Source organism: Flavobacterium frigidum (assembly GCF_048286735.1).
In the GTDB taxonomy this organism is placed as follows: domain Bacteria; phylum Bacteroidota; class Bacteroidia; order Flavobacteriales; family Flavobacteriaceae; genus Flavobacterium.
On sequence record NZ_JBLVPU010000001.1, the window covers coordinates 175,175 to 198,626 of the forward strand.

17 protein-coding genes and 1 tRNA gene are annotated in these 23,452 nt (G+C 33.9%); 9 read left to right on the top strand and 9 right to left on the bottom strand.

Going from position 1 to position 23,452, the window contains the following annotated elements:
• Positions 1 to 3 precede the first annotated feature (3 nt).
• Positions 4 to 648 carry a GLPGLI family protein gene (locus tag ACNQGO_RS00805; protein WP_417947420.1) on the top strand — a complete coding sequence of 215 codons (645 nt, stop codon included), beginning with the start codon at positions 4 to 6 and terminating at the stop codon, positions 646 to 648.
• Between the two features lie 10 nt (positions 649 to 658).
• Positions 659 to 3,238, top strand: a complete 2,580-nt coding sequence (locus ACNQGO_RS00810) for a hypothetical protein (protein ID WP_417947419.1) — start codon at positions 659 to 661, stop codon at positions 3,236 to 3,238.
• Positions 3,239 to 3,595: 357 nt separating this feature from the next.
• On the opposite strand, the gene ACNQGO_RS00815 is transcribed toward ACNQGO_RS00810, so the two are convergent.
• The 5 genes from ACNQGO_RS00815 to rplM form a co-directional block, all read right to left on the bottom strand.
• Positions 3,596 to 4,969, bottom strand: a complete 1,374-nt coding sequence (locus tag ACNQGO_RS00815) for a S8 family peptidase (protein WP_417969480.1) — start codon at positions 4,967 to 4,969, stop codon at positions 3,596 to 3,598.
• Positions 4,970 to 5,421: 452 nt separating this feature from the next.
• Entirely contained in the window at positions 5,422 to 6,384 is a 963-nt protein-coding gene (gene tsf, locus ACNQGO_RS00820; protein ID WP_417969478.1) for a translation elongation factor Ts, read from the bottom strand.
• Between the two features lie 109 nt (positions 6,385 to 6,493).
• Positions 6,494 to 7,291, bottom strand: coding sequence for a 30S ribosomal protein S2 (gene rpsB / locus ACNQGO_RS00825; protein WP_417969476.1), 798 nt, complete (start codon positions 7,289 to 7,291; stop codon positions 6,494 to 6,496).
• A 238-nt stretch (positions 7,292 to 7,529) separates the two neighbouring features.
• The gene (gene rpsI, locus ACNQGO_RS00830; protein ID WP_066080508.1) at positions 7,530 to 7,916 is read right to left on the bottom strand and encodes a 30S ribosomal protein S9; all 387 of its coding nucleotides are present in this window, start codon (positions 7,914 to 7,916) and stop codon (positions 7,530 to 7,532) included.
• Positions 7,916 to 8,371: a 50S ribosomal protein L13 gene (gene rplM / locus ACNQGO_RS00835; RefSeq protein WP_417945976.1), complete on the bottom strand. Its 456-nt coding sequence runs from the start codon at positions 8,369 to 8,371 to the stop codon at positions 7,916 to 7,918. Before rplM ends, rpsI begins: the two co-directional genes overlap by 1 nt.
• Before the next feature lie 343 nt (positions 8,372 to 8,714).
• Between rplM and ACNQGO_RS00840 the strand changes: the two genes are divergently transcribed.
• Entirely contained in the window at positions 8,715 to 9,737 is a 1,023-nt protein-coding gene (locus ACNQGO_RS00840) for a LacI family DNA-binding transcriptional regulator (protein WP_417983874.1), read from the top strand.
• Positions 9,738 to 9,816: 79 nt separating this feature from the next.
• Here the strand turns inward: ACNQGO_RS00840 and polA are convergent, their stop codons facing one another.
• On the bottom strand, positions 9,817 to 12,660 hold the full coding sequence (gene polA / locus ACNQGO_RS00845) for a DNA polymerase I (RefSeq protein WP_417983875.1): 2,844 nt from the start codon (positions 12,658 to 12,660) through the stop codon (positions 9,817 to 9,819).
• A gap of 295 nt (positions 12,661 to 12,955) precedes the next feature.
• Between polA and ACNQGO_RS00850 the strand changes: the two genes are divergently transcribed.
• The 3 genes from ACNQGO_RS00850 to ACNQGO_RS00860 all read left to right on the top strand — a co-directional run bounded on the left by ACNQGO_RS00850 (position 12,956) and on the right by ACNQGO_RS00860 (position 16,218).
• Complete coding sequence (locus ACNQGO_RS00850; protein WP_417983876.1) at positions 12,956 to 14,446, top strand: hypothetical protein; 1,491 nt, start codon at positions 12,956 to 12,958, stop codon at positions 14,444 to 14,446.
• 166 nt (positions 14,447 to 14,612) lie between these two features.
• Positions 14,613 to 15,848: a metallophosphoesterase gene (locus tag ACNQGO_RS00855; protein ID WP_417945971.1), complete on the top strand. Its 1,236-nt coding sequence runs from the start codon at positions 14,613 to 14,615 to the stop codon at positions 15,846 to 15,848.
• A 73-nt stretch (positions 15,849 to 15,921) separates the two neighbouring features.
• Complete coding sequence (locus tag ACNQGO_RS00860; RefSeq protein ID WP_309759141.1) at positions 15,922 to 16,218, top strand: thioredoxin family protein; 297 nt, start codon at positions 15,922 to 15,924, stop codon at positions 16,216 to 16,218.
• 9 nt (positions 16,219 to 16,227) lie between these two features.
• On the opposite strand, the gene ACNQGO_RS00865 is transcribed toward ACNQGO_RS00860, so the two are convergent.
• Together ACNQGO_RS00865 and ACNQGO_RS00870 are read right to left on the bottom strand one after the other, a co-directional pair.
• Positions 16,228 to 16,875: a polysaccharide deacetylase family protein gene (locus ACNQGO_RS00865; protein WP_417969466.1), complete on the bottom strand. Its 648-nt coding sequence runs from the start codon at positions 16,873 to 16,875 to the stop codon at positions 16,228 to 16,230.
• A 76-nt stretch (positions 16,876 to 16,951) separates the two neighbouring features.
• Positions 16,952 to 20,233, bottom strand: a complete 3,282-nt coding sequence (locus tag ACNQGO_RS00870; RefSeq protein ID WP_417983877.1) for a glycosyltransferase family 117 protein — start codon at positions 20,231 to 20,233, stop codon at positions 16,952 to 16,954.
• 238 nt (positions 20,234 to 20,471) lie between these two features.
• On the opposite strand from ACNQGO_RS00870, the gene ACNQGO_RS00875 reads away from it, so the two are divergent.
• Positions 20,472 to 20,542 (top strand) — tRNA-Gln (locus ACNQGO_RS00875).
• Between the two features lie 128 nt (positions 20,543 to 20,670).
• Here ACNQGO_RS00875 and ACNQGO_RS00880 read toward each other — a convergent pair.
• A complete protein-coding gene (locus ACNQGO_RS00880) occupies positions 20,671 to 21,495 on the bottom strand; it encodes a universal stress protein (RefSeq protein WP_417947970.1) in 825 nt (274 codons plus the stop codon).
• A gap of 174 nt (positions 21,496 to 21,669) precedes the next feature.
• Here ACNQGO_RS00880 and rimP point away from each other — a divergent pair, with 174 nt between their 5' ends.
• Both rimP and nusA read left to right on the top strand, forming a co-directional pair.
• Positions 21,670 to 22,134 carry a ribosome assembly cofactor RimP gene (rimP, locus tag ACNQGO_RS00885; protein ID WP_417983878.1) on the top strand — a complete coding sequence of 155 codons (465 nt, stop codon included), beginning with the start codon at positions 21,670 to 21,672 and terminating at the stop codon, positions 22,132 to 22,134.
• A 13-nt stretch (positions 22,135 to 22,147) separates the two neighbouring features.
• On the top strand, positions 22,148 to 23,401 hold the full coding sequence (gene nusA, locus ACNQGO_RS00890) for a transcription termination factor NusA (protein ID WP_417983879.1): 1,254 nt from the start codon (positions 22,148 to 22,150) through the stop codon (positions 23,399 to 23,401).
• Positions 23,402 to 23,452: the final 51 nt, after the last annotated feature.

Below are 23,452 nucleotides of genomic sequence, written 5' to 3' on the forward strand. Positions count from 1 at the left end.
ATTATGAAAACGCCAATTTTATCAATTATACTTTTTTTTATAGTTCTTGTTGGCTATTGTCAAAAAGGAACTGCGGTGTATTATGAAAACCAAACACGCATTAGTAAGAATGATTTAAAAAGTATTCCTCAAATGCTTAGGGATGAGATGGCAAAAGATGTCAATAGCCATAAATCACAATCTGTTTTAAACCTGCAAGGGAATACCAATTTATACCACTTTAAAGGAACGGATTTTACTAAAAAGGATGATAATTTAAAAAATATAAAAAACGAAACAAACGGAGCAACCATTGTAGGTTCAAGTATAGAAGTAAATTCAAAAGAATTGAAATTTATAAAAAACATCAAAAAAAATAATTACTTAACTAAGGTAAATGGAAAGTTAGTTTCAACTCCATTGCCTAAAGCAATCTGGAAGTTTACCAATAAAATTAAAAAAATAGCGGGTTATAACTGCTATGAAGCAACAACTACTTTTAAAAAACATAAGCTTACGGCTTTTTTTACTAAAGAGTTAAACATAAAAGGCAGTCCAGATACACTTCCGTTTCTGGATGGGGTTATTTTAGAGTATTCTTACAGTCGCTTTTATGTAAAGGCGGTTAAGGTTGAGTTGAACGTTCCTATTATTACTAATTTCTTATAATTGCGCGCTATTGAAGTTTCAATTCTTACTATTTTTTTTATTGCCAGTTTTGCTTTTTTCGCAGCACACTGTTCGTATTAAAGCTATTGATGACGCTAAAGTTCCTATACAAAGAGCTATAGTTACAATTAGTAAAGAGGACAATCAAATTGCTTTTGGTACTACTGATGCAAATGGTTTTATCGAAAAGCAATTAGCGGCAGGAGCCTATACGGTTACAATCAAAAAGTTAGGTTATGTACCTATCACAGAGGTGCTTTTAGTTCAAAAAGAGGAATTATTAACAGTTACATTACTGACTGAAACGAATCAACTTAAAAATGTTATTATTACCAGTAGACCTAAAATAATGAAGGTAAAGGGTGATACTATTTCGTATAACTTAAAAGCTGTGGTTGATGGTACCGAAAATAAAATCGAAGATGTAATTAAAAAACTTCCAGGTCTGGATATTGACCAAAATGGCAAAGTATTGTACAAAGGGCAACAAATTGATAACGTTCTTGTTGATGGGAATGAGTTTTTTGGAAACAAACATCAAATGGCGACCCAAAATATTAATGCAGACATGATTGAAGGCATCGATTTGTTAACTAATTACTCTGGTTTTGCGCAGGCTAGTGGTGGCAAAAAAGGAATTGCATTGAACTTAAAAACTAAAGATAGTTATAAAAATAAGTGGGTTACGGATTTTGAGTTGGCAGCGGGACTAAATAATTCGTTTCGTTTTCATTCTAATGCGTTTAAATTTTTTAAAAAGGGAAATCTTGCTATTATTTCAGATTACAATACGATTGCAAAAACACCGATTTCAAGAGAAGATTACAATGAAATGAGAATTGTTTCTGAAGTTGATGGTGAAAATGGGGACTTTAAATCTTTTGAAACTCCCACTTTTTTAAATCCAAACACTTTTATTAAAGATAAAAAAAATGCTTTTGGTGGACTTAATTACACTAGTTTAATAGGCAAGCGCTCCAAGATTACGGTGTCTAATATTTTTAATAAAACGAATATTATTGAGGAGAATGCCAGACTTCAAACAAACATCGGACAAACACAAAGTCAAGTTTTATTTAGTGAAAATAAAGAGGCTACCTACAGTTTGAACAATAGTGTTCTGAAATGGGAATTTAATAAATCTAAAACAACCTTCATTTCCTATGTAGCAGGATTTACTCCAAATGTAGACGCAGATGATCAAGATTTAATGCGTTCGGCTAACCAATTATTCTATACCAAAAGCAATACCAATTTTAGTTTTGCTCAAGTTGCAAAAGTACAAACCACACTTTTTAAAACTATTAATTATAAAAGTATGTTGCGACATTCAGTAGATAATAATGGTCAAAAAATTAATTTGTTTTCTCAACAAGATTTGTTTGGTACTGCGTTAGATACAATTTATCAAAGCCAAAACAATAAGGAGGTCAATTTGAGTTGGAATAATGTACTCACAAAGACGTTAAAGTCAAATATTTTTACTGTAAAAATAAATTTTCTATCTATTCAAAGTAGATTTGGGAATACCATTTTGGACTATGAAAGTAATAATACAGCTGTAAAATTAAATCGACAAACCATACAGAACAATTTTTCTTGGTTAAAAAATTGGAACGCTAAATTTCAGTCTGCTTTGGGTTTTTCCTCCACGTTAGTAAACAGTTCATTTCAAGTCACGGAAAACATTTTAACTAGATTAGAACCTAATTTGAGCTTAATTTATAATTTTAAGGGACTAAATAAAATAACTTTTAATTATTCATTAAATCATCAGTTACCTGCTATGAGGCAACTGCAGCAAACGGATATGGTGCTAGATTTTCAAACTCTTTCTAAACCTTCTGGGATTAATTATTATCAAGTAATGCCTAAAAATAGTTTTTCATTGCAATATTTCAGTGTGAACGCGAGGAATCAAAGTGTGTTTTTCTCCACTTTATCTTATGATGTAGAGCAAAATTCGGTGTCGACAAATACGATCTATAATTTCGATTTTATTGAAACCACCGGTATTACAACTGGAGATCGAAAAAGCATGAGAGGATTAGCTCTTTATGACTTAAAATTGAACCGGTTTCCTGTATCGATTAAAACAACATTATTTTATTTAAAATCAAATGGATTGTCCCAATTTAATGGATTTGATAATGAAACGCAGACCCATAATTTCACTAGCCGCATGCAATTAATCTCCAATTTTAGGAAATCAAATGTTCAATTTGGAATTGATTATAATTTTATTCAGCGCTCTGTTGAGCAAAGTAGCAGCAGTTTCAGGAATACGAGTCAAAATCATCAAATTGCGTTATCTCTCAGAGGTACAAATAAAACAAAGTTAAAATGGGATTTGGGTTTTACTGTCGACAACCAAAATTCAGGTTTGGCAATTAATTCTTTGTATTTTTTAAACGCTAATTTACAGTATGTTGCGAATAAAAATTGGAAATTATTTTTTAATGGTAGCAACATGCTAAATCTAGATCAGTCCACTTTATTGACAAATGTAGCAAGTGCAAGTTTTTTCACCACTTCAAGAGTCACTATTCGACCTGGATTTATAATGCTTGGGATTAATTATTCACTGTAAGGGAAATGCTGGCAAAAAAAACCATTTCAAAAATAATGTCAAATGGGGTTTTTAAATTATTGCTGGTCTGAAATTCGCTACTGTGATTTTTTTTCTCACACTAACTTCATTCTAAAGCTGCGCTTTGAAAATCCTAACGATAAACTCTTTATGTCTAGATTTACTATAAGCAATAACGCTTTATTTGTTATTTTTAATATAATTATAATTTACTTAAATAGTCGTCAAACGACACACAATTTACACTTTGTATGTATACTATTTTAGACAATTTAGATTTTAAGGCAATGCGAAATCTTGGTCATAAAAAAAGAGTACAACTAGTGTACTCTTTTTGTTTTTTTATGTTTTAAGATATTAGAATCCACTTACATTTAATCTGCCGCCTGTTGCACATTTTCCTGAAAGTGATGCAGTAGGTGTAGCGCTATTCAAAAGTGCCGCTTTAATTTGTGCTGCCGTTGCTCCAGGATTTAAGGATGCGTATAAAGCAGCTGCTCCAGAAACATGTGGAGTTGCCATAGAAGTTCCATTATAGCTAGCGTAGCTAGAAATATTCTGGCCCTTAGATCTTGTAGGAACTGTAGACCAAATTCCAGAACCTGGGGCTCCTATATCTACTGATGTAGCTCCGTATTGAGAAAAACTAGACAATGCTCCGGTACTCGTAATCGATGCAACTGCAATAATATTTGCATTAGGGTAACTTGCTGGATAACTTGGTGTAGCATCGTTGTTAGTTCCACTATTTCCTGCTGCAGCAATAAACAATATTCCAGCAGAATTAGCTCTTTCAATTGCATCCTGAAGGGCTTGCGAGAATCCTCCTCCTCCCCAAGAGTTATTAGTAGCTACAATATTCAAGCCTTGTCTTGTTTTTAAATCTGTAAAATAGTCAACTGCTTTTATTGCATTGGCAGATGTTCCACCTGTTGCTCCTAAAAATTTAGCATTTAGCATTTTAACGTTCCATACAACTCCAGCAACTCCTTTTCCATTGCCACCTACAGCTCCAATAGTTCCAGCAACATGGGTTCCGTGATCATCGTCAACTCCGTCAAAAACAGTATTGTTGTTTCCTGCAAAATCCCAGCCATAAACGTCATCAACAAGACCATTCCTGTCATCATCTACACCATTTGCAGCCACTTCTCCAGGATTTTTACCAGCATTTGCTGCAAGATCTTCGTGGGTATACATATAGCCTTCATCAATAATTCCAATATATACAGTTGCGGATCCTAACTTATTGTTTGCCCAAGCAACTGCTGCATTTGAACCAAATTGGTTTGATGGAGAAGTTGTCGACCCTAACATCCCCCAAAGAGAGCTATTAGTGAAGTACGTGTCATTTGACACAGCGGAGTGGTTGTAAATCCAGTTAGGTTCTGCGTATTCTACTTCTTTGAGGTCTTTAATTAGATCAATAGCCTCCATTGTACCCAAATCTGAATTTACTAATAAAAGTTTTCCTTCTTGGCCTTTTGTTTTCGCACTTAAAGATTGCATGGATTTGGTGTTAATTACTTCAACTGTTGAACCACCAATGAGAGATAAAATGGTATTGGACGTTCTTTCTCCTGATTTTGTAGGTTTGAATTTAATAAGTATTTGATTAGCTACAAATGCAGGTTGCACTTTATTTTGTACTTCGGCTGGAGCGTTATTGTTTTCATCACTACAAGAGGAAATAGTAAGCAGGGCTAAAGCGCCCAAAAATAAATTTTTCATAATTTTATGGTTTGGTTAACAGTTGTAAAAATATTAAAAAAAAGATAATAACAAAGTATTGATATTAAAAATTTAGTCTATTCTTATGAAATTGTTATAAATATTTAATTTTATCTAATATTTTAATGAAAATACAAATTTCAAGAGGTAGAGCAGAAAGTTGTTTCTATAGGTTTTTTTCTAAAATATAGGGGTGGTTTTTTTGTGTAAACTTATTAAAACAGTATGTTTATAGGTAGTTCATGTAAGGGTAGTGCATTCTTGTTTTAAAGTGCGATAGTGAATTTATTGAAAAATATGTGATGGATTATGTTATTCCGATTTAAGCTAATTTGAGATCAAAAAGGCAAATTTTGACTGTATGTAAAAAAGCCCCATTTCAAAATGATTTGAAATGGGGCTTTGTATTAAAATCTGAAATCAAATAGTAATTATTTGAAATCAAAATGAATCTATCCTAAAGCAGCTCTTTTGAAACCTGTAATTTCAACATTGAATTCTTTAACATAATCACCAACTTTTTTACTGTCATCTTTGATGAAGTTTTGATCTAATAATGCTTTTTCTTGATCTAAAGTAGTGTTGTCAGAGATGAAACGCTGTACTTTACCTGGAATAATTTTATCCCAAATTTGTTCTGGTTTGCCTTCTGCTTTTAATTCTGCTTTTGCATCTTCTTCAGCTTGTTTCAAAACTTCTTCAGTTAATTGAGAGAAAGAAATGTATTTAGGAACATTTTTTAAAGTTTTTCCTAAACGTTTTGCTTCTTCATTTTCTTTTTCGATGATAGCAATACGAGCAGCTAGCTCAGAATCAACAAAAGCAGGGTCAAAATCTTTGTAAGATAATGTATCAGCTCCCATTGATGCCACTTGCATAGAGACGTCTTTAGTCAAAACTTCTGCATTAGGTACAGCAGCAGAAATAGCAGTTAATGCAGCAATTTTGTTAACGTGAACGTAAGATCCAACAAAAGCACCTTCTAAAATTTCAAAACCACCGATTTCGATTTTTTCACCGATAACACCAGTTTGCTCGATCAATTTTTCAGCAACAGTCATTCCGTTGAAATCTGAAGCCAAGAATTCTTCTTTAGAAGAGAAGTTAATCGCTTTTTCAACTAATTCTTTAGCTAAAGTTACGAAAGATTCATTTTTACCTACGAAATCTGTTTCGCAGTTTAAAGTGATGATCGCTCCTTTAGTTTTATCAGCATTGATAAAAGAAACAGCAGCTCCTTCGCTAGACTCACGGTCAGAACGATTAGCAGCAACTTTTTGTCCTTTTTCTCGAAGGTTTTGTATAGCTTTATCGAAATCTCCTTCAGCTTCAACTAAAGCTTTTTTACAGTCCATCATTCCGGCACCTGTAGTTTGTCTTAATTTATTTACATCTGCAGCAGTAATTGTTGCCATAATTTTTTTATTTTAAAATTGAAAATTCTTTTAAAAGAAATTACGAATTACAAATCACGAATTATGCAAAACTTACATAATTCATAATCCATAATTCGTAATTGTTTATTTACTCTTCAGTTGCAGTTGGAGCAGCAGCTTCTACAGCAGGAGCAACTTCTACAGCCTCAGCAGCAGGAGCAACAACTTCAGCAGTAGCATCACCTTCTTTGTCAGAACCTCTATCAGAAAGTCCTTCAACAATAGCAGCTGTAACTAATGATAAAATTTTATCAATTGATTTAGAAGCATCATCATTTGCAGGAATTACATATTCTACTTCACGAGGATCAGAATTTGTATCAACCATTGCAAAAACTGGAATGTTTAATTTTTGAGCTTCTTTTATTGCGATATGTTCCGCTTTGATATCAACTACGAACAATGCAGCTGGTAGTCTTGACATGTCAGCGATTGAACCTAAATTTTTCTCTAATTTAGCACGAAGACGATCTACTTGCAAACGCTCTTTTTTAGAAAGGGTCATGAATGTACCATCTTTCTTCATTTTATCGATAGTAGCCATTTTTTTAACAGCTTTACGGATAGTTACAAAGTTAGTTAGCATTCCACCAGGCCATCTTTCAGTAATGTAAGGCATGTTTGCAGCTTTTGCTTTTTCAGCAACGATGTCTTTTGCTTGTTTTTTGGTAGCAACGAATAATATTTTTCTACCTGATGCAGCGATTTTTTTCAAAGCGTCATTTGCTTCTTCAATTTTTGCTGCAGTTTTATATAGATTGATAATGTGAATACCATTACGTTCCATATAAATGTAAGGAGCCATGTTTGGATCCCATTTTCTAGTCATGTGTCCGAAGTGAACACCTGCTTCTAGTAAGTCTTTAACTTCTATTTTGTTTGCCATTTTTGTTCTAGTTTACGTTCTGTTGATTAGCAATAAGCTTCTTTGATACGACTTTGAGACTTGCGTCTATAGACTTTCGACTTATTTAGATGCTAAACTATTTCCTACCTCGATAGGAGAGCAACAACAACTGTGTTTTTAAATTTTTATGCTAAATTTATTTCAGTGTCTTTTCGTTTAAGCTGATAATAAAACCAGTCTATAAACTTGAGAATCTGAATTAAATCCAGATTGAATATTAACGTTTAGAGAATTGGAATCTCTTACGAGCTTTCTTCTGACCGAATTTCTTACGTTCAACCATTCTTGGATCTCTTGTTAACAAACCTTCTGGTTTCAAGATAGCTCTGTTTTCTGCATTTACCTCACACATAACGCGTGCTAATGCCATTCTTACAGCTTCTGCTTGACCAGTTGAACCACCACCATAAACGTTTACTTTAACGTCAAAGTTGCTTACATTTTCTGTCATAGACATTGGTTGTAATACTTTGTACTGTAAAGTTGCCGTTGGGAAGTACGTTTCGAATGCTTTTTTGTTTACGGTGATTACTCCTGTTCCTTCCGAAACATAAACACGTGCAACAGCGGTTTTTCTTCTACCGATTTTGTGAATAACTCCCATTATTTAAGATCGTTAAGGTTAACTGTTTTTGGTTTTTGAGCTCCTTGTTTGTGCTCTGAACCTACAACAACATTTAAATTTCTAAAAAGTTCAGCACCTAACTTGTTTTTAGGTAACATTCCTTTTACTGCTTTCTCTACTAATAATGCAGGATTTTTTGCTTGCAATACTTTAGCAGTTAAAGTTCTTTGACCTCCTGGGTAACCAGTGTGACGGATGTAAGTCTTCTCGTCCATTTTGTTACCTGTAAGGTTGATTTTTTCTGAGTTGATAACGATTACGTTATCCCCGCAGTCCACGTGTGGTGTATAACTTGGCTTGTACTTACCTCTCAAAATCATAGCGACTTTTGAAGCAAGACGACCTAAGTTATGACCATCAGCATCAACAACAATCCACTCTTTTGTAACGGTGGCTTTGCTTGCTGATTGTGTCTTGTAGCTTAATGCGTCCATAATATATTTTTAATTAAACATTCCATCCCCAATAAAGGGGTTGCAAAAGTACAATTAATTATTTTAAATACAAATACCTTAAATGAATATTTTTATCTGGTATTTGTCCTGATTATCAAATGTATATTTAAGATTACGAGCCGAGTTATAAAATGGCGACACCCATTTCTGAACTAATTCTACTAGAGTGTTGCATGTTTTTATTTTGATTAATTGTGTTTTTCCAATTTTCTGAACTCAATATTATATTTTATTGGCTATTTTTGGTTTTAAAACAGCTTATAGCTATATTGTATGTTTTTTATTCTTCAAAACCCACCATATATTTTCTAATATTTCACCTATGAAGGCCAAAGCAACTTTAAAACAAATCGCCAAAGAATTAAATGTTTCTGTATCTACAGTCTCTAAAGCATTGAACGATAGTCCAGAGATTAGCGAACAAACGAAGATAAAAATTAAAGAATATGCTAAGCTCAAAAATTACAAACCCAATGTAATTGGTATAAATCTCAAGAATAGAAAGACTAAAACCATTGGTGTTATTATCCCTAATATCCTCAATTCATTTTTTGCTAAAGTATTTAGTGGTATAGAAAAAGTGGCAGACGAAAAAGGATACAACGTTATTATGTGTATTTCTAATGAATCTTCAGAGAAAGAAGCACATACACTGGAAATGTTGAGTAATGGCACTATTGATGGATTTATTGTTTCGGTGTCTGAGGAAGCTCAGAAAAATCAAGATTACGATCATTTCTCAGCAATTATTAATGATGGAACTCCAATCGTGATGTTTGATCGAATTGCAGAAGGGGTTGATTGCGACAAGGTAATTGTAGATGATTTTGACTCTGCACGTAATGCAACACAGCACCTTATTGATTTGGGGTGCAAAAATATCGCTTTGATATCCTCAATTGATAATTTGAGTGTAGGTAAGCTAAGAGCCGAAGGATATTTGAAAGCATTAGAAAATAATGATATTGCTATTAATTCTAGTATTATTATTCGAACGGATGCTGAAGAGGATTTGACAGGGAAAATAGAAAAAATATTCGAGAATAAAATAGACGGAATCTTTGCTATTGAAGAGAACGACTCGGTTACTGCATTACGTCTGGCATTAAAAAAAGGATTTAAAGTTCCAGATGATATTTCAATAATTGGTTTTGCTGACGGAATTTTGGCTTCTCGCAGATTGTCTCCCAGTTTAACAACAATAAGTCAGCACGGAATCGAAATAGGTGAGGTTGCTGCAAAATTGCTTATCGATAGATTAGAATCTAAAGAAGAGTATGTTCCTTATGAAACCGTGGTCATTAAAACAAAATTAAAAGAAAGAGAGTCAACAAGAAAATTGTAGTACCTGATTGTTATAGCAACAAAAAATGGCTAATCGTTTTTGAATGATTAGCCATTTTTTTGTGATGAGGAAGATCATTTTAATGCGCTTCCAGCCAATCTTTTCCTGCTCCTAAATCAACTTCCAACGGAACATCTAACTGGAATGCTTGTTCCATTTCCTGTTTAATCATCGGTTTGATTTTTTCGAGTTCATCATTATGTACATCAAACACTAATTCATCATGTACTTGAAGCAGCATTTTACTCTTCCAGTTTTCGTCAGTTAGTTTTTGATGAATGTTAATCATCGCAATTTTGATAATATCAGCAGCACTTCCTTGAATAGGCGCATTTACTGCATTGCGTTCGGCACCACCACGAACAATAGCGTTTTGTGAGTTAATGTCTTTTAAATAGCGACGGCGCCCCACTATAGTTTGTACAAAACCATTGTCTCTTGCAAAATCTATTTGCTCCTGAATATAAGATTTTAATCGGGGATACGTCTGGTAATAGGCTTCAATCAAATCAGCACTTTCTTTTCGAGACAAATTGGTTTGATTGCTTAATCCAAAAGCAGAAACACCATATATAATTCCAAAATTTACCGTTTTGGCATGGCTTCGTTGCTCGCGAGTCACTTCTTCTAGCGGTACATTAAATACTTTTGAAGCGGTAGATTTGTGAATGTCTTCCTGATTTTGGAACGCTTTAATCATGTTTTCTTCGCCACTTAATGCAGCAATTACGCGCAATTCTATTTGAGAATAATCCGCAGAAACCAAAGTGTAATTTTCGTCTCTAGCTACAAATGCTTTTCTAATTTGTCTTCCACGTTCGGTACGAATAGGGATGTTTTGTAGGTTGGGATTATTCGAACTCAATCGGCCTGTTGCGGCCACCGTTTGCATGTAATCGGTGTGAATGCGATTTGTGATTTTGTCAACCTGATTGGGTAAAGCCTCGACATAAGTATTTTGTAATTTCACCAATTGTCTCCAATCAAGAATGTCTTTTACAATTGGGTTTTCTGCAGCTAAATAACTTAAAATTTCCTCGCCTGTTGCGTACTGGCCGGTTTTGGTTTTCTTTTGCTTTACACCACCAATTTTCAATTTATCGAATAAAACATCACCCAACTGTTTTGGTGATGCTAAGTTGAATTTTTCTCCTGCAGTTTCAAATATGTTTGCTTCTAATATTTTGATGTCATCGTCTAATGTTTTCGACAATGATTTCAAGAAATCCACATCTACACGAATTCCTTCTTTTTCCATGTCAGCCAGAACTTTTACCAACGGAATTTCAATTTCCTCAAAAAGTTTTTTGGTGCCGGTCTTGTCTAATTCCAAAGTAAATATTTCCTTGAGTTGCAGCGTCACATCAGCATCTTCAACAGCATATTCTTTGATTTCCTCCAGTTCAACATCTCGCATTGATTTTTGGTTTTTCCCTTTTTTACCAATTAAAGTTTCAATGGATTGAGGCGAATATTTTAAATACGTTTCCGATAAAATATCCATATTATGACGCATATCTGGATTAATCAGATAATGTGCAATCATGGTATCGAATAGCTTTCCTTTTACGGTAACCTTGTAATTAGAAAGAATTTTTAAGTCGTATTTTAAATTCTGACCAATTTTCTCGATGCTTTCATTTTCGAAAAAAGGAACGAATTTTTCAATTAAAGTTTGTGCTTCCTCTTGATTTTCTGGAAAAGGAACGTAAAATCCTTTTCCTTTTTCGTAAGAGAAAGAGATTCCTACCAGCTCAGCGTGCAAAGCATCTAATCCAGTAGTTTCGGTATCAAAACACACTGCAGTTTGATTTTGTAAATTTTGCAACAGCAATCGCAATCCCAAATCGCCTTGAACAATTTGATACGAATGCGTGGTATTGTCTAATGTATTATAAAATTGATGGCGCGCCTCTTCATCAGAATCATTTGCGGAAGTACTCCCAAAAAGATCAAACTGATCTTCGTTTTTTGGTTGTGGTTTTTTATACAGCTTAGCGTCGTCAACAGTGTTTGTTGTGGTTGCTGCGGAATCGCCTTTTTTAAAAATGGCGTCAAATTGCTCCGCCATTCGTCTAAACTCTAATTCATTAAAAAGTGCATCTGTTTTTTCAACATCGGGCGTAGAAAGCTCATAATCCGTTTCGTTAAAAACAACAGGGCAGTCAAGGATTATTGTGGCTAAAGTTTTGGACAGTAGTCCTTTTTCCTTGTTGGCTTCAATGTTTTCTTTCATTTTACCTTTTAGCTTATCCGTATTAGCCAAAAGATTTTCCATAGTGCCAAATTCTTTCAGCAATTTCCTAGCAGTTACTTCACCTACGCCTGGCAGTCCAGGAATATTATCTGCAGCATCGCCCATCATTCCAAGAAAATCAATTACTTGCTCGGGTCTTTCGATTTCAAATTTTGCCAAAACCTCAGGAATACCCCAAATCTCAATCCCATTACCCATACGAGCAGGTTTATACATGAATATATTTTCGGATACCAACTGAGCAAAATCCTTATCTGGGGTCACCATATACACTTGGTAGTTTTGCTTTTCGGCTTGTTTTGCAATAGTTCCTATTAAATCATCGGCTTCATAACCTGCTACTTCTATGATAGGAATGTGCATGGCTTTTAGTAAATTCTGAATGTATGGAACTGCTATTTTTATGGCTTCGGGTGTTGCGTCTCGATGTGCTTTGTATTCCGGGAAGATATCATTTCGCAGTTGGCTACCTCCTTTATCAAAAGCTACGGCTAAATGATCTGGCTTTTCTCTTTTGATTACATCCATTAAGGAATTCATAAACCCCATAATGGCTGAGGTGTCCATTCCTTTAGAGTTGATTCTTGGGTTTTTAATAAAAGCATAATAGCCTCTAAAAATTAAAGCATAGGCATCAAGGAGAAAAAGTCGTTTTTGTGCTGACATAGTTGTGATTTTGTAAAGATTTCAAAAGTACAAAACTTGCAAGAAAATGAAGTAAAGGAATTAAACAATTCTTATTCTGATAGCGTATTGGTTTCTGTTGTAAAAAAATTAAAACTATATTCTATAAGAAAAAACAGGTTAATTATTTTTAAATCTAAAAATTAATAAGAATTTAACCCAATAATTAGGTGTATTGTGCTTTTTAACGATTATTTGTGTATTTAAACGATTATTTGTGTATATTTACATCAGAGCTAAAAACGACGTAGTTCTCTAATCTTTAATTCGTTGTATCATGGTAAAAAATTATTTTTCAAAAAAGGTATTGCAAGTCAGCATATTATTTTTTTTAATATTGACTACAAATGTGTTTGCCCAAGTAGGCATAGGAACTGTTACACCAAATGCTAGTTCTGTATTGGATATTACATCAACAACCCAAGGAATGTTGACGCCTAGAATGACAACGGCGCAAAGAACTGCCATTGCATCGCCAGCAGATGGATTAATGGTGTACGATACAGATTTAAAAGCGTTTCATTATTACAACTCATCGACTGCAACTTGGACGATTATGAATAGTGCTGCCACTGGACGATTAAAATTCAAGCGAATTAGATCTACTGATGTTTTAGCTACTGTTTTAGCAACAGAGTTAGCAGCTGGTGGTGGTGCTAAATATGTATTAGATAGTGCAACCCACTATGAAATAAATGGCCTTGTTACTTTTGATAATCCTATTGATTTGAACAATGCCAGTTTAATCGGAATAGATACTAATGAGGATATACTTTTCAAAACAAGTGGTTTTCTATTTGATGGCGCATCGGGAGGAGTAGTAAAAAATCTTACTATTGCAGGAGGGAGTTCTGTTTTTAATTTGATTGGTTCGGGTAACACACAAGGTTTGATCTTCAGAGATTGTATTGTTTCTGGTTCAGCCAATGTGGGAACAATTAGTGGTTTTGCCTTAGTATTTTTCTCAATTGTTAATTATTTAGGGAATACAACGGGAATCACTTATACCAACTGCTCAAGGGTTCTATTAAGCAACACTGCTTGGTTTGGAAATAATGCAGGTACTTTTGAAAAGTTTACTGGTACATTCTCTTTACTACAAAAACAAGGTGGTTTTAGTGAAGTAAATGGTGCAGCTACAGGAGTAGATGTTTCTACAAATCCCACTATTACTGGAGATGCTGTAATGGAGAGTGTTGTTTTTACAGGTACAGTATCTACAGGTAAATATGTAAATGGATACACAGTTGGAACTTATTCTGGGTATAATTTTAATAATAATTGGAACGTAAGATGCGCGGGAATTCCTACCGAAGGAGATTCGTTTGCAACGGGTAGCGTGCACTTAGATAGGGTGCCAGCTTCACCTTCTGGCACTTTACCGGATACTAATGCAACTTATAAAGTACCAGGAACCACTATTTCAAGCAATTTATTTAGAATGGATGGTGCAACAGCTAATAGACTTGTTTATCTAGGTAAAAAATCAAGAACTTTTTCTGTTTCAGCTTCAATTTCTTTTGAAGGTGACAATGGTAGTACAGATCTTTTATTTTATTTTGTGAAATCTGCTGCTGGAGGAACTCCTATCACATTGATTACTTCTTCCGAAACGTTTATCGATTCTAACAATACAAATATACAGAGTATTGCAGTATTGGGAACTGTAACTCTCGCCAATGGTGAGTATGTTGAATTGTGTATAAGACGATTAAATGGATCAAATAAATTATTCACTTTTCGTTCATATAATATGTCTATCAAGTAAACAATAATAATTTCTGCTAAAAATAAACCGCGTCATAAAATACTATATGATGCGGTTTTCCACAATCAGAAAACATTTTTTTGAAGCTTAACCAACCGTTAAATTTTAATTAATGCCAAGTTAGTTTGTTCAAATCTTTTGTTATTTTGTCAAAAAAATAATTTTAATGATCTTTCGTATCGTACTCTTATGTTCAATTCTATTAGTAATTGAACTTTATACTTTTCAGGTATTAAAAACTTTAATAAAATCTAAACTAGTATTAATTTCGATTGAGTTAGTAAGCATCTTGGTTTTAGTGTACATCGTATATGCCTTGATGCAATTTGATCGTAGCGTTGGACAAACGCAACAAACAATGTTTACTATGGGTTTGTTGCTTATTGTTTATGTGCCAAAGTTAATCTTGACCTTCATATTAATGGGTGAAGATATTTTTAGAGTTGGAGCCGGAGCTGTCAATTATTTTGTTGACTATGATAATTCTACCGATTTTCTTAAATCGAGAAGAAAATTTGTTAGTCAAATTGGATTGGGGATTGCCGCAGTACCTTTTTTATCTTTAATTTATGGGATCACTGTTGGTAAATACAATTATAAGGTAATAAAGCAACGCATTTTCTTTCCAGATTTACCAGAGGCATTTGACGGTTTTACCATCACTCAAATCTCAGATTTACACAGTGGAAGTTTTGATAATCCAGAGAAAATTAAGTATGCAATTGACTTAGTAAACGAACAAAACTCTGATTTAATGTTGTTTACTGGCGACATCGTAAATACCGATGCCAAAGAAATGCACCCTTGGATAGAAGCCTTTAATGGGATTAAAAAACACGAATATGGAAAGTATTCTGTTTTGGGAAACCACGATTATGGAGAGTATGTCACTTGGCCTTCTGAGGTTGCCAAAGAAAATAATTTTAAAGCTATTAAAGATTTGTACGGTCAAATAGGTTTTAAGTTAATGCTGAATGAACATACTTTTATAGAAAAGGGAACTGAAAAGATTGCATTAGTTGGTGTAGAGAATTGGGGAAACAACTTTAAAAAAGCAGGAGATATTAATAAAGCTTCTGAAGGGCTAAGTCAAAAAGATTTTAAAATTTTGATGAGCCATGATCCCTCACACTGGGAACATGAAGTAAAGGATCACGATAAAAATTTTCATCTCACGCTTTCGGGTCATACGCACGGAATGCAGTTTGGCATAGAAATACCGGGATATTTCAAGTGGAGTTTGGCGCAATATGTGTACAAACAATGGGCAGGATTGTATGAAAACATGGGCAGATACGTTTACGTAAACAGAGGCTTTGGATTTCATGCCTATCCCGGGAGAGTAGGAATCATGCCCGAAATAACGGTCATCGAACTAAAAAAAGGTGTTAGTGTGGCATAATTCGTTTTAAATGCTACATTTGTACTATATACAGCTCTTTTTAGTGAATTTAAAAAATTAAATTTTTGGTTTTATGTCAAAATTTGGAGAACTTATAAATACTCAAGTACCTGTGTTGATAGACTTTTACACAGAATGGAACGAACCTTCAGTTTTAATGCATCCTGTAATTAGGGATGTAGCAGCCGCTCTTGGCGATAAAGCAAAAGTAATAAAGATTGATGTAGACAAGAATCAGGAATTAGCCGATGCTTTACGCATCAAGGGTTTACCTACGTTGATGATTTACAAACAAGGCCAAATGATCTGGAGACAATCTGGTGAATTAGACGCCAATACAATCATTAATATCGTTCAAGAACAATTGTAATTTTATTGCTTACAATACTCCACAAGTAAAGTTGTTTTCTTTTAAATAAATTAAAGTTTTAGGAAGCGCATATTCTAAGTTTTTGAAAGCTTTTAAGCTATCATGACAAACAAGTATGCTTCCTGGTCTTATATTTGACAATACGTTTGCTAGGCATTGTTCCTGCGAAACATTTGCATCAAAATCAGCGCTCAAAACATCCCACATAATTATTGTGTAACCCATTCCTCTTAATCTTCTTGATTGAGCGGCTTTTATTTTTCCGTATGGAGGACGAAAAAGGCTTGCTTTTAGACTATAATTGCTGTTTTTTTGAATTGCATCTTCACATAATGCAACATTAGCAAGGTACGATGCTGTTGTGGTTTTCCAACCGTTCAAATGGTTGTAGGTGTGGTTTCCTATTGTGTGACCCTCGCTAATAATGGTTTGAAATACTTCAGGATTTTTTTCAATGTTGTTTCCAATGCAAAAAAAAGTAGCGTGTACTTGGTGTTTTTTTAATTCTTTTAAAACCCATGGAGTGATTTCAGGAATAGGTCCGTCATCAAAGGTGAGGTAGACGGTTTTATCTTTTTCTACATTGGAAACATCCCAAGTATAACGAGAGAAAATTTTTTTAATAATCCAACTTGTTTTGATCCAGTAGAATTTCATTTTTTTTTAAATATAAAAAAAATAGCGACATTTTTCAACATCGCTATTTTTTCTAATTGGAGTTTTTCAGTTTCAATTATTCTCTATCTCGTCCAAAACGTTCAAACATTTTGATGTACGTATTGAAAATGATTCGGTTTTTATTGTAAAAATTTAAATCGCCATTCTCTTTCATAACCGTCAGCAGACTTCTGTAGCGCTCAATATCTGTAATGATAGGAATTGCAATGCTAGTTTGTTCTGAAGGAGCAAGTTTACCATAATAATTCAGGTTTTCTCTGTACTTCATGATCAATTTGTCTAGTAATTGTTGTGCTTTTAATGGCTCATCAATTTTGTAATAGCCACCGGCAAACGGCTCTACTAAAGAATAATAGTCAAAATATTCTACTGGCATTTTTGTCATTGCCAGATTGATGATGTTTTTTGCTTTATCTTTTTTACCTTCTAATATCAATTGGTTCATTAGCCTTGAGAGATAGGAACGGTAGTTAACACTGTTCTTTCTTGTTTCAGGATCATGGTATATGTTAGGGCTTTCGCTATTGCCCCAATCCCATTTCATTACTTTGGCATACATTTTATCCGCATCTATTTGTCCCATGTCAAGTGGGCTTGCGTCTTTTGTTAAAATTGTTCTTATCGGAACTAGTTTGTAAACCATTCCTTCAAGTTGAAGGTATTCTTTCATCCAGAGATAGTCCTCGCTATCAAAAGCTCCACCACTAAAATAGATTGGTCTTTTCCAGTTATTATTAGCTACAATATCAAGCATCATTAACCTGTTTTTGTATAAGGCATTGCCTTTAATATCTAAGTCAATGTATGGAACAATCGAGTCATTATCTTTTGGATTAACGACTTTGTTTTTAATAATTGTATTTTTATCAACAGGAATTCTGATCTTATTTGTTGGGTAAAAATGGATGGTTTGACCATTTTGCATGTCTACTGTTGATTTTGGATTTTTAATAAAAGCAATCAAATCCTTGATATCCCAACGGCTTTCTACTTTTGGAATATGAGCTACATAATCCAGCTTGTCGCCTACATATTGATCGTGTGTAAAGGAGATGGGCAATGGATCTGATTCATAGGTTTTAGTTTTCATTTGATCAATATACCAATCGGTCATAAACAAACTTGTATTTACGATTTTGACATCTGTTCTTACGCCTTCAATTTCTTGTGCGTACCAGAGTGGGAAGGTATCATTATCACCAATAGTGAATAAAATGGCATTTGGATCACAAGATTCTAAATAGGCTTTTGCCATTGCGACAGCTGTGTATTTTCCAGATCGATCGTGATCATCCCAGTTTTGAGATGCCATAAGTACTGGCGCTGCTAGTAAACAGGTTGCTATAAGTAACGGGCCTGCTAGTTTTGGAGCCAGATATTTTGTAGCGCTCTCATATAAAGCATATACTCCAAAACCAATCCAGATAGCAAAGACATAAAAGGATCCAACCAAAGCATAATCTCTTTCTCTTGGTTCGAAAGGTCTTTCGTTAAGGTAGATTTTCAGTGCTATTCCCGTAAAAAGGAACAAAGCAAGTAAAACGTAAAAGCTTTTCAAGTCTTTATTGGCATGATACATTAAACCAATTAATCCTAAAATAAAAGGTAAAAAGAAATACACATTGCGTCCTTTATTATTGAGTACATCCGATGGGAGATTGTCTTGACTTCCCAAGTGTAGTTCATCAATAAAATTGATACCACTGAGCCAGTTTCCGTCCAGATAATCGTATTTTCCTTGAATATCATTTTGTCTTCCAACAAAATTCCACATCAAATACCTCCAATACATATAACCAAATTGGTATTCAACCATGAATCCTAGGTTATCAATAGTGCTAGGTTTTTCAACTAATAAATAATCACCATAGCTTTTTAAGAAGGTAACATAACCTTCATTATCAATTTGTTTTTGAGCATACGCTTGTCTGAATTCGGTAACAATTTTTTCAGTTTCATTTCTCAGCTGCGCAATTGCTTTGTTGTAATCTTCCTCACTTAATTGACTTGGATCAATACCGTATTTAGCTAAATCATCTTCGTATGGATAATCAGGATTCAATTTAAACTCTGGTGGATTGGTAAAATTCATATAGTTTTCAATATGATCACCGCTCCACATCCTTGGTAAAATCGTTTTCTGGTTGTTATCCGTATTTTGATCGGCATTTTTGAAATTATTGGTAATGATATACTTCCCAGTTTTATAATCACGTTCATAATTGGGCGCTTTGTCTAGATAGGGTTTTTCCTTGTCTAAACCAGCAAAAGCTTCAGTGTATTGCGGTCCGTAAAATAAAGGATTTACACCGTATTGTTCTCTGTTGTAATAGGCTAGAACTTCAGCAGCATCAGAAGGTTTGTTTTCGTTGATAACGGTATTAGCATTAGCACGAATAGGTAACATCATCCAAGTCGAAAAACCAATCAGGATAAAAAGAACACACAAGATTAAGGTATTGTAGGTTGCAAACCCTTTTTTGTTAGTGTATTGCAAACCAAAATAAAACAACGCAATGAGCAATACAGTAACAAAGATACTTCCTGAGTCAAATGGTAGCCCAAGACTATTTACCATAAAAACTTCGGTTTTACCAAAGAATCCCATAGTAAGAGGCAAAAGCAATTTGAAAATAAATAGTAATACAGCAATCACTACGATATTAGCGATAATAAAATTTTTAAGTGTAACTACTTTATAATTTTTGAAAAAGTAAAGAAAACCTATTGCAGGAATTGTTAATAAAGCCATGAAGTGAACCCCAAAAGAAAGTCCAACAACCAGTGAGATAATTAACAACCATTTGTTACCTCTTGGTGTGTCCATGTCTTGTTCCCAGCGCAAACCCAACCAGAATAACAAAGCAATAAATAAGGAGGCCATGGCATAAACTTCTGCTTCAACGGCATTATACCAAAAGCTATCCGAAAAAGTATAGGCTAATGCCCCTACGAAGGAACTCCCAAGAATAACAACATCATTATTTTTATTCAATTCTGTAAATCGAGAAACTAGTTTTCTTAAGATGATTGATGAAGACCAAAATAAAAATAAAATGGTAAAGGCACTTGAAAATACCGACATCATATTGACCATTAAGGCAATTTTTGTATTGTCGGAAGCAAACATGGCAAAAAAGGCGCCAATCATTTGGTATAAGGGCGCTCCTGGAGGGTGACCTACTTCTAATTTTGCTGCAGTGGCAATGTATTCCCCGCAATCCCAAAAACTCATAGTGGGTTCAACAGTTAAAGTGTATGTTAATAATGCAATTCCAAATGTAAGCCAACCAATAATTGTATTCCACTTATTGAAATTGAATGCTGCTTTATCCATGTACTTAAATTTAATTTAATTTTGAGTTACAAAGAAAATGTTTTTTTGTTAAACGTGCATGCCATTAACATTATTTTCTAGAAAAGTAGTACATTTTAATAACACATTGATTGTAAACGGGTTTTGTGTTCATTTGAAGTTGTTTTGAAATTTTGGCAATTTTTTTTTCATAAAAAGGCAAAATAAATTTGTACAAACTAAAATTTATTTTAAATTTGCACTCGCTTAGCAGTAATGCTGGTCTATGGTGTAATGGTAACACAACTGTTTTTGGTGCAGTCTTTCTAGGTTCGAGTCCTAGTAGACCAACTTAAAACCCCTCAAAACGAGGGGTTTTTTTATGGAATAAATTCAATGATTTCATAATGTATAGCTTTAGAATGCTATTGTGATAGAGTGTGTAAATTATAATAGGATGAGGTTTTACATTGAACGCACTAGATTTTGAAAGTAATGACTGGTTTAATGGTATGGTTAACGAGGTCCTCACTGATGCTTCCGTTAAAAAAGTGAGCAAGTCCAGTTCGTCCATGTGTGCAAAGGCCTATTAAATCGGCATTAATGCTGTTGGTAAAATTGATAATTCCATTTTCTATGTTGACATCATTGTAAATATGAGCAGTATAATTTTTGATTTCAAAGCCTTTGATGAATTTTTTCATGATATCCTCGGCTTCCTTGGTGGTTTTAAAGCTATTGGGCGTGCAAATCGTTACTAAAAACAGATTGGCATTAAACATTTGGGAAAATTCGACCATTTTTTGGAAAGGTTTCTTAGTTTCGTCCGAAAAATCAGAGGCAAAAACAAAATTGTTGAAGGTAAAGTTTGGATTGTTTTTTTTGATCACGAGAACCGGGATTTCGGAGAGGCGTACTATTTTTTCAGTATTTGATCCAATAACCATTTCTTCAATGCCCGATGTTCCATGTGAACCCATGACAATTAAATCAATTTCATTTTTTTTATTAAAGGATAAAATACCACTAAAAGCTCTCTCAAATTGAATGGATGCGTGAACAGAAATGCCATCTAAATAGGGCTGCTCTTTTATTTTTTCAAGTTTTTCATTTGCTTTTTGAATAAATAACATTACCTCGGGAATGCTTCTCCCTTCAGTTACTGCGTCATTCATTTGATGCGGCAATTCTAATAAATGCAGCAAAAATAGTTCACAATTATTTTTTTTTGCAATTGAAGCGGCAACTTGTAATGCGTTTTCAGCAAAAGTAGAAAAATCGGTCGGTACTAAAATTCGTTTCATAGCTTTAAAGTTTAAATTAGGGGTGAAAACTCTTATTTTAATGCTACTATAAAGATAAGAAATTATTTTACGGCAGCTGATTATTTTAGTTTGTAAAAAAACACTATCTTTGCACGGTTATTTATTAAAATCTAGATAATGAGGGGACTAAATGTCCCCTCTTTTTATAAAAATATGACATTTAAAGAAAAAGTAACTACATTGTTGACAGAAGGCTTGTTAGAAAAGCCATCGATTTTTTTGATAGACCTTATCATCACTGATGCTTTCAAGGTTATTGTGACGCTAGACGGTGATAACGGAGTTGCATTGCAAGATTGTATCGATGTGAGCAAATTCATGGATAGTAACCTAGATAGAGAGGAACAAGATTATTCTCTAGAAGTCGCTTCGGTAGGTGTGGGATCTCCATTAAAATTAACCAGACAATACAAGAAAAATATAGGTCGAACACTGATAGTGAAGACTTCTACGGAAATTATTGAAGCAGAATTAGTAAATGCTAATGATGATTTTGTAATTTTGTCGTGGAAAGCAAGAGAACCTAAGAAGTTAGGGAAAGGGAAGGAAACAGTTCAAAAAGAGCTAACATTGCCTTACGTAGATATAAAAGAAGCAATTGTTACAGTAACATTTTAATTAAAGAATTCGCATGGAAAATTTAGCATTAATCGATTCATTCTCAGAGTTTAAAGATGACAAACTCATTGATCGTGTAACGCTTATGGCAATTTTAGAAGATGTATTTAGAAATGCATTGAAAAAAAAATACGGTTCAGATGATAATTTTGATATCATCATAAATCCTGATAAAGGTGATATGGAGATTTGGCAGAGGAGAGTAATCGTTGCTGATGAAGACTTGGATTTTGATCATCTTGAAATTACATTGACAGAAGCTAGAAAAATAGAGCCTGATTTTGAAATTGGTGAAGAAGTTTCCGAAGAAGTGAAGTTAATTGATTTAGGCAGAAGAGCGATTTTAGCCTTGCGTCAGAATTTAATTTCAAAAATACATGAGCATGATAATACGAATCTTTACAAGCAATTTAAAGATTTAATAGGTGATATTTACACTGCTGAAGTGCACCATGTGCGTCCAAGAGTAGTTATCTTGATTGATGATGAAGGGAATGAGATTATTTTGCCAAAAGAAAAACAAATACCTTCTGACTTTTTCCGCAAAGGAGATAATGTAAGAGGAATCATTGAAAGCGTTGAATTGAAAGGAAATAAACCGCAGATAATCATGTCTAGAACTTCTGAGAAGTTTTTAGAAAAATTATTTGAACAAGAAATTCCAGAAGTATTTGACGGTTTGATTATGGTTAAAAAAGTGGTAAGAATACCTGGTGAAAAAGCAAAAGTAGCTGTTGATTCATATGACGATAGGATTGATCCTGTAGGAGCTTGTGTCGGTATGAAAGGATCTCGTATTCATGGAATCGTTCGCGAATTAGGAAATGAGAACATTGACGTAATCAATTTCACAAGTAATATTCAGTTGTTTATTACAAGAGCGTTAAGTCCTGCAAAAGTTTCTTCTATTAAAATTAATGAAGAGACTAAAAGAGCTGAAGTTTTCTTGAAATTGGAAGAAGTTTCTAAAGCAATTGGTCGTGGTGGACACAACATTAAATTAGCAGGTTTGTTGACAGGTTATGAGCTTGACGTTATTCGTGAAGGTGATGTTGCAGGTGCTACAGCGGACGAGGATGATGTTGAATTGACTGAGTTTTCAGATGAAATTGAAGATTGGGTTATCGAAGAATTTGCAAAAATTGGTTTGGATACTGCAAAAAGTATTTTGAAACAAGACGTAGAAGATTTAGTAAGAAGAACAGACCTAGAAGAGGAAACGATTCTAGATGTAATGAGAATATTGAAAGAAGAATTTGACAGTTAGTCAAATACATCTTCAACGATAAACATGCCACTTTACAATGAATTCTTGCTC

Coding starts and splice junctions, on each gene's coding strand:
- ACNQGO_RS00805 (WP_417947420.1), top strand. CDS start 4: ATGAAAACGCCAATTTTATCAATTATACTTTTTTTTATAGTTCTTGTT.
- ACNQGO_RS00815 (WP_417969480.1), bottom strand. CDS start 4,969: ATGAAAAATTTATTTTTGGGCGCTTTAGCCCTGCTTACTATTTCCTCT.
- tsf (WP_417969478.1), bottom strand. CDS start 6,384: ATGGCAACAATTACTGCTGCAGATGTAAATAAATTAAGACAAACTACA.
- rpsB (WP_417969476.1), bottom strand. CDS start 7,291: ATGGCAAACAAAATAGAAGTTAAAGACTTACTAGAAGCAGGTGTTCAC.
- rpsI (WP_066080508.1), bottom strand. CDS start 7,916: ATGGGAGTTATTCACAAAATCGGTAGAAGAAAAACCGCTGTTGCACGT.
- rplM (WP_417945976.1), bottom strand. CDS start 8,371: ATGGACGCATTAAGCTACAAGACACAATCAGCAAGCAAAGCCACCGTT.
- ACNQGO_RS00840 (WP_417983874.1), top strand. CDS start 8,715: ATGAAGGCCAAAGCAACTTTAAAACAAATCGCCAAAGAATTAAATGTT.
- polA (WP_417983875.1), bottom strand. CDS start 12,660: ATGTCAGCACAAAAACGACTTTTTCTCCTTGATGCCTATGCTTTAATT.
- ACNQGO_RS00850 (WP_417983876.1), top strand. CDS start 12,956: ATGGTAAAAAATTATTTTTCAAAAAAGGTATTGCAAGTCAGCATATTA.
- ACNQGO_RS00855 (WP_417945971.1), top strand. CDS start 14,613: ATGATCTTTCGTATCGTACTCTTATGTTCAATTCTATTAGTAATTGAA.
- ACNQGO_RS00860 (WP_309759141.1), top strand. CDS start 15,922: ATGTCAAAATTTGGAGAACTTATAAATACTCAAGTACCTGTGTTGATA.
- ACNQGO_RS00865 (WP_417969466.1), bottom strand. CDS start 16,875: ATGAAATTCTACTGGATCAAAACAAGTTGGATTATTAAAAAAATTTTC.
- ACNQGO_RS00870 (WP_417983877.1), bottom strand. CDS start 20,233: ATGGATAAAGCAGCATTCAATTTCAATAAGTGGAATACAATTATTGGT.
- ACNQGO_RS00880 (WP_417947970.1), bottom strand. CDS start 21,495: ATGAAACGAATTTTAGTACCGACCGATTTTTCTACTTTTGCTGAAAAC.
- rimP (WP_417983878.1), top strand. CDS start 21,670: ATGACATTTAAAGAAAAAGTAACTACATTGTTGACAGAAGGCTTGTTA.
- nusA (WP_417983879.1), top strand. CDS start 22,148: ATGGAAAATTTAGCATTAATCGATTCATTCTCAGAGTTTAAAGATGAC.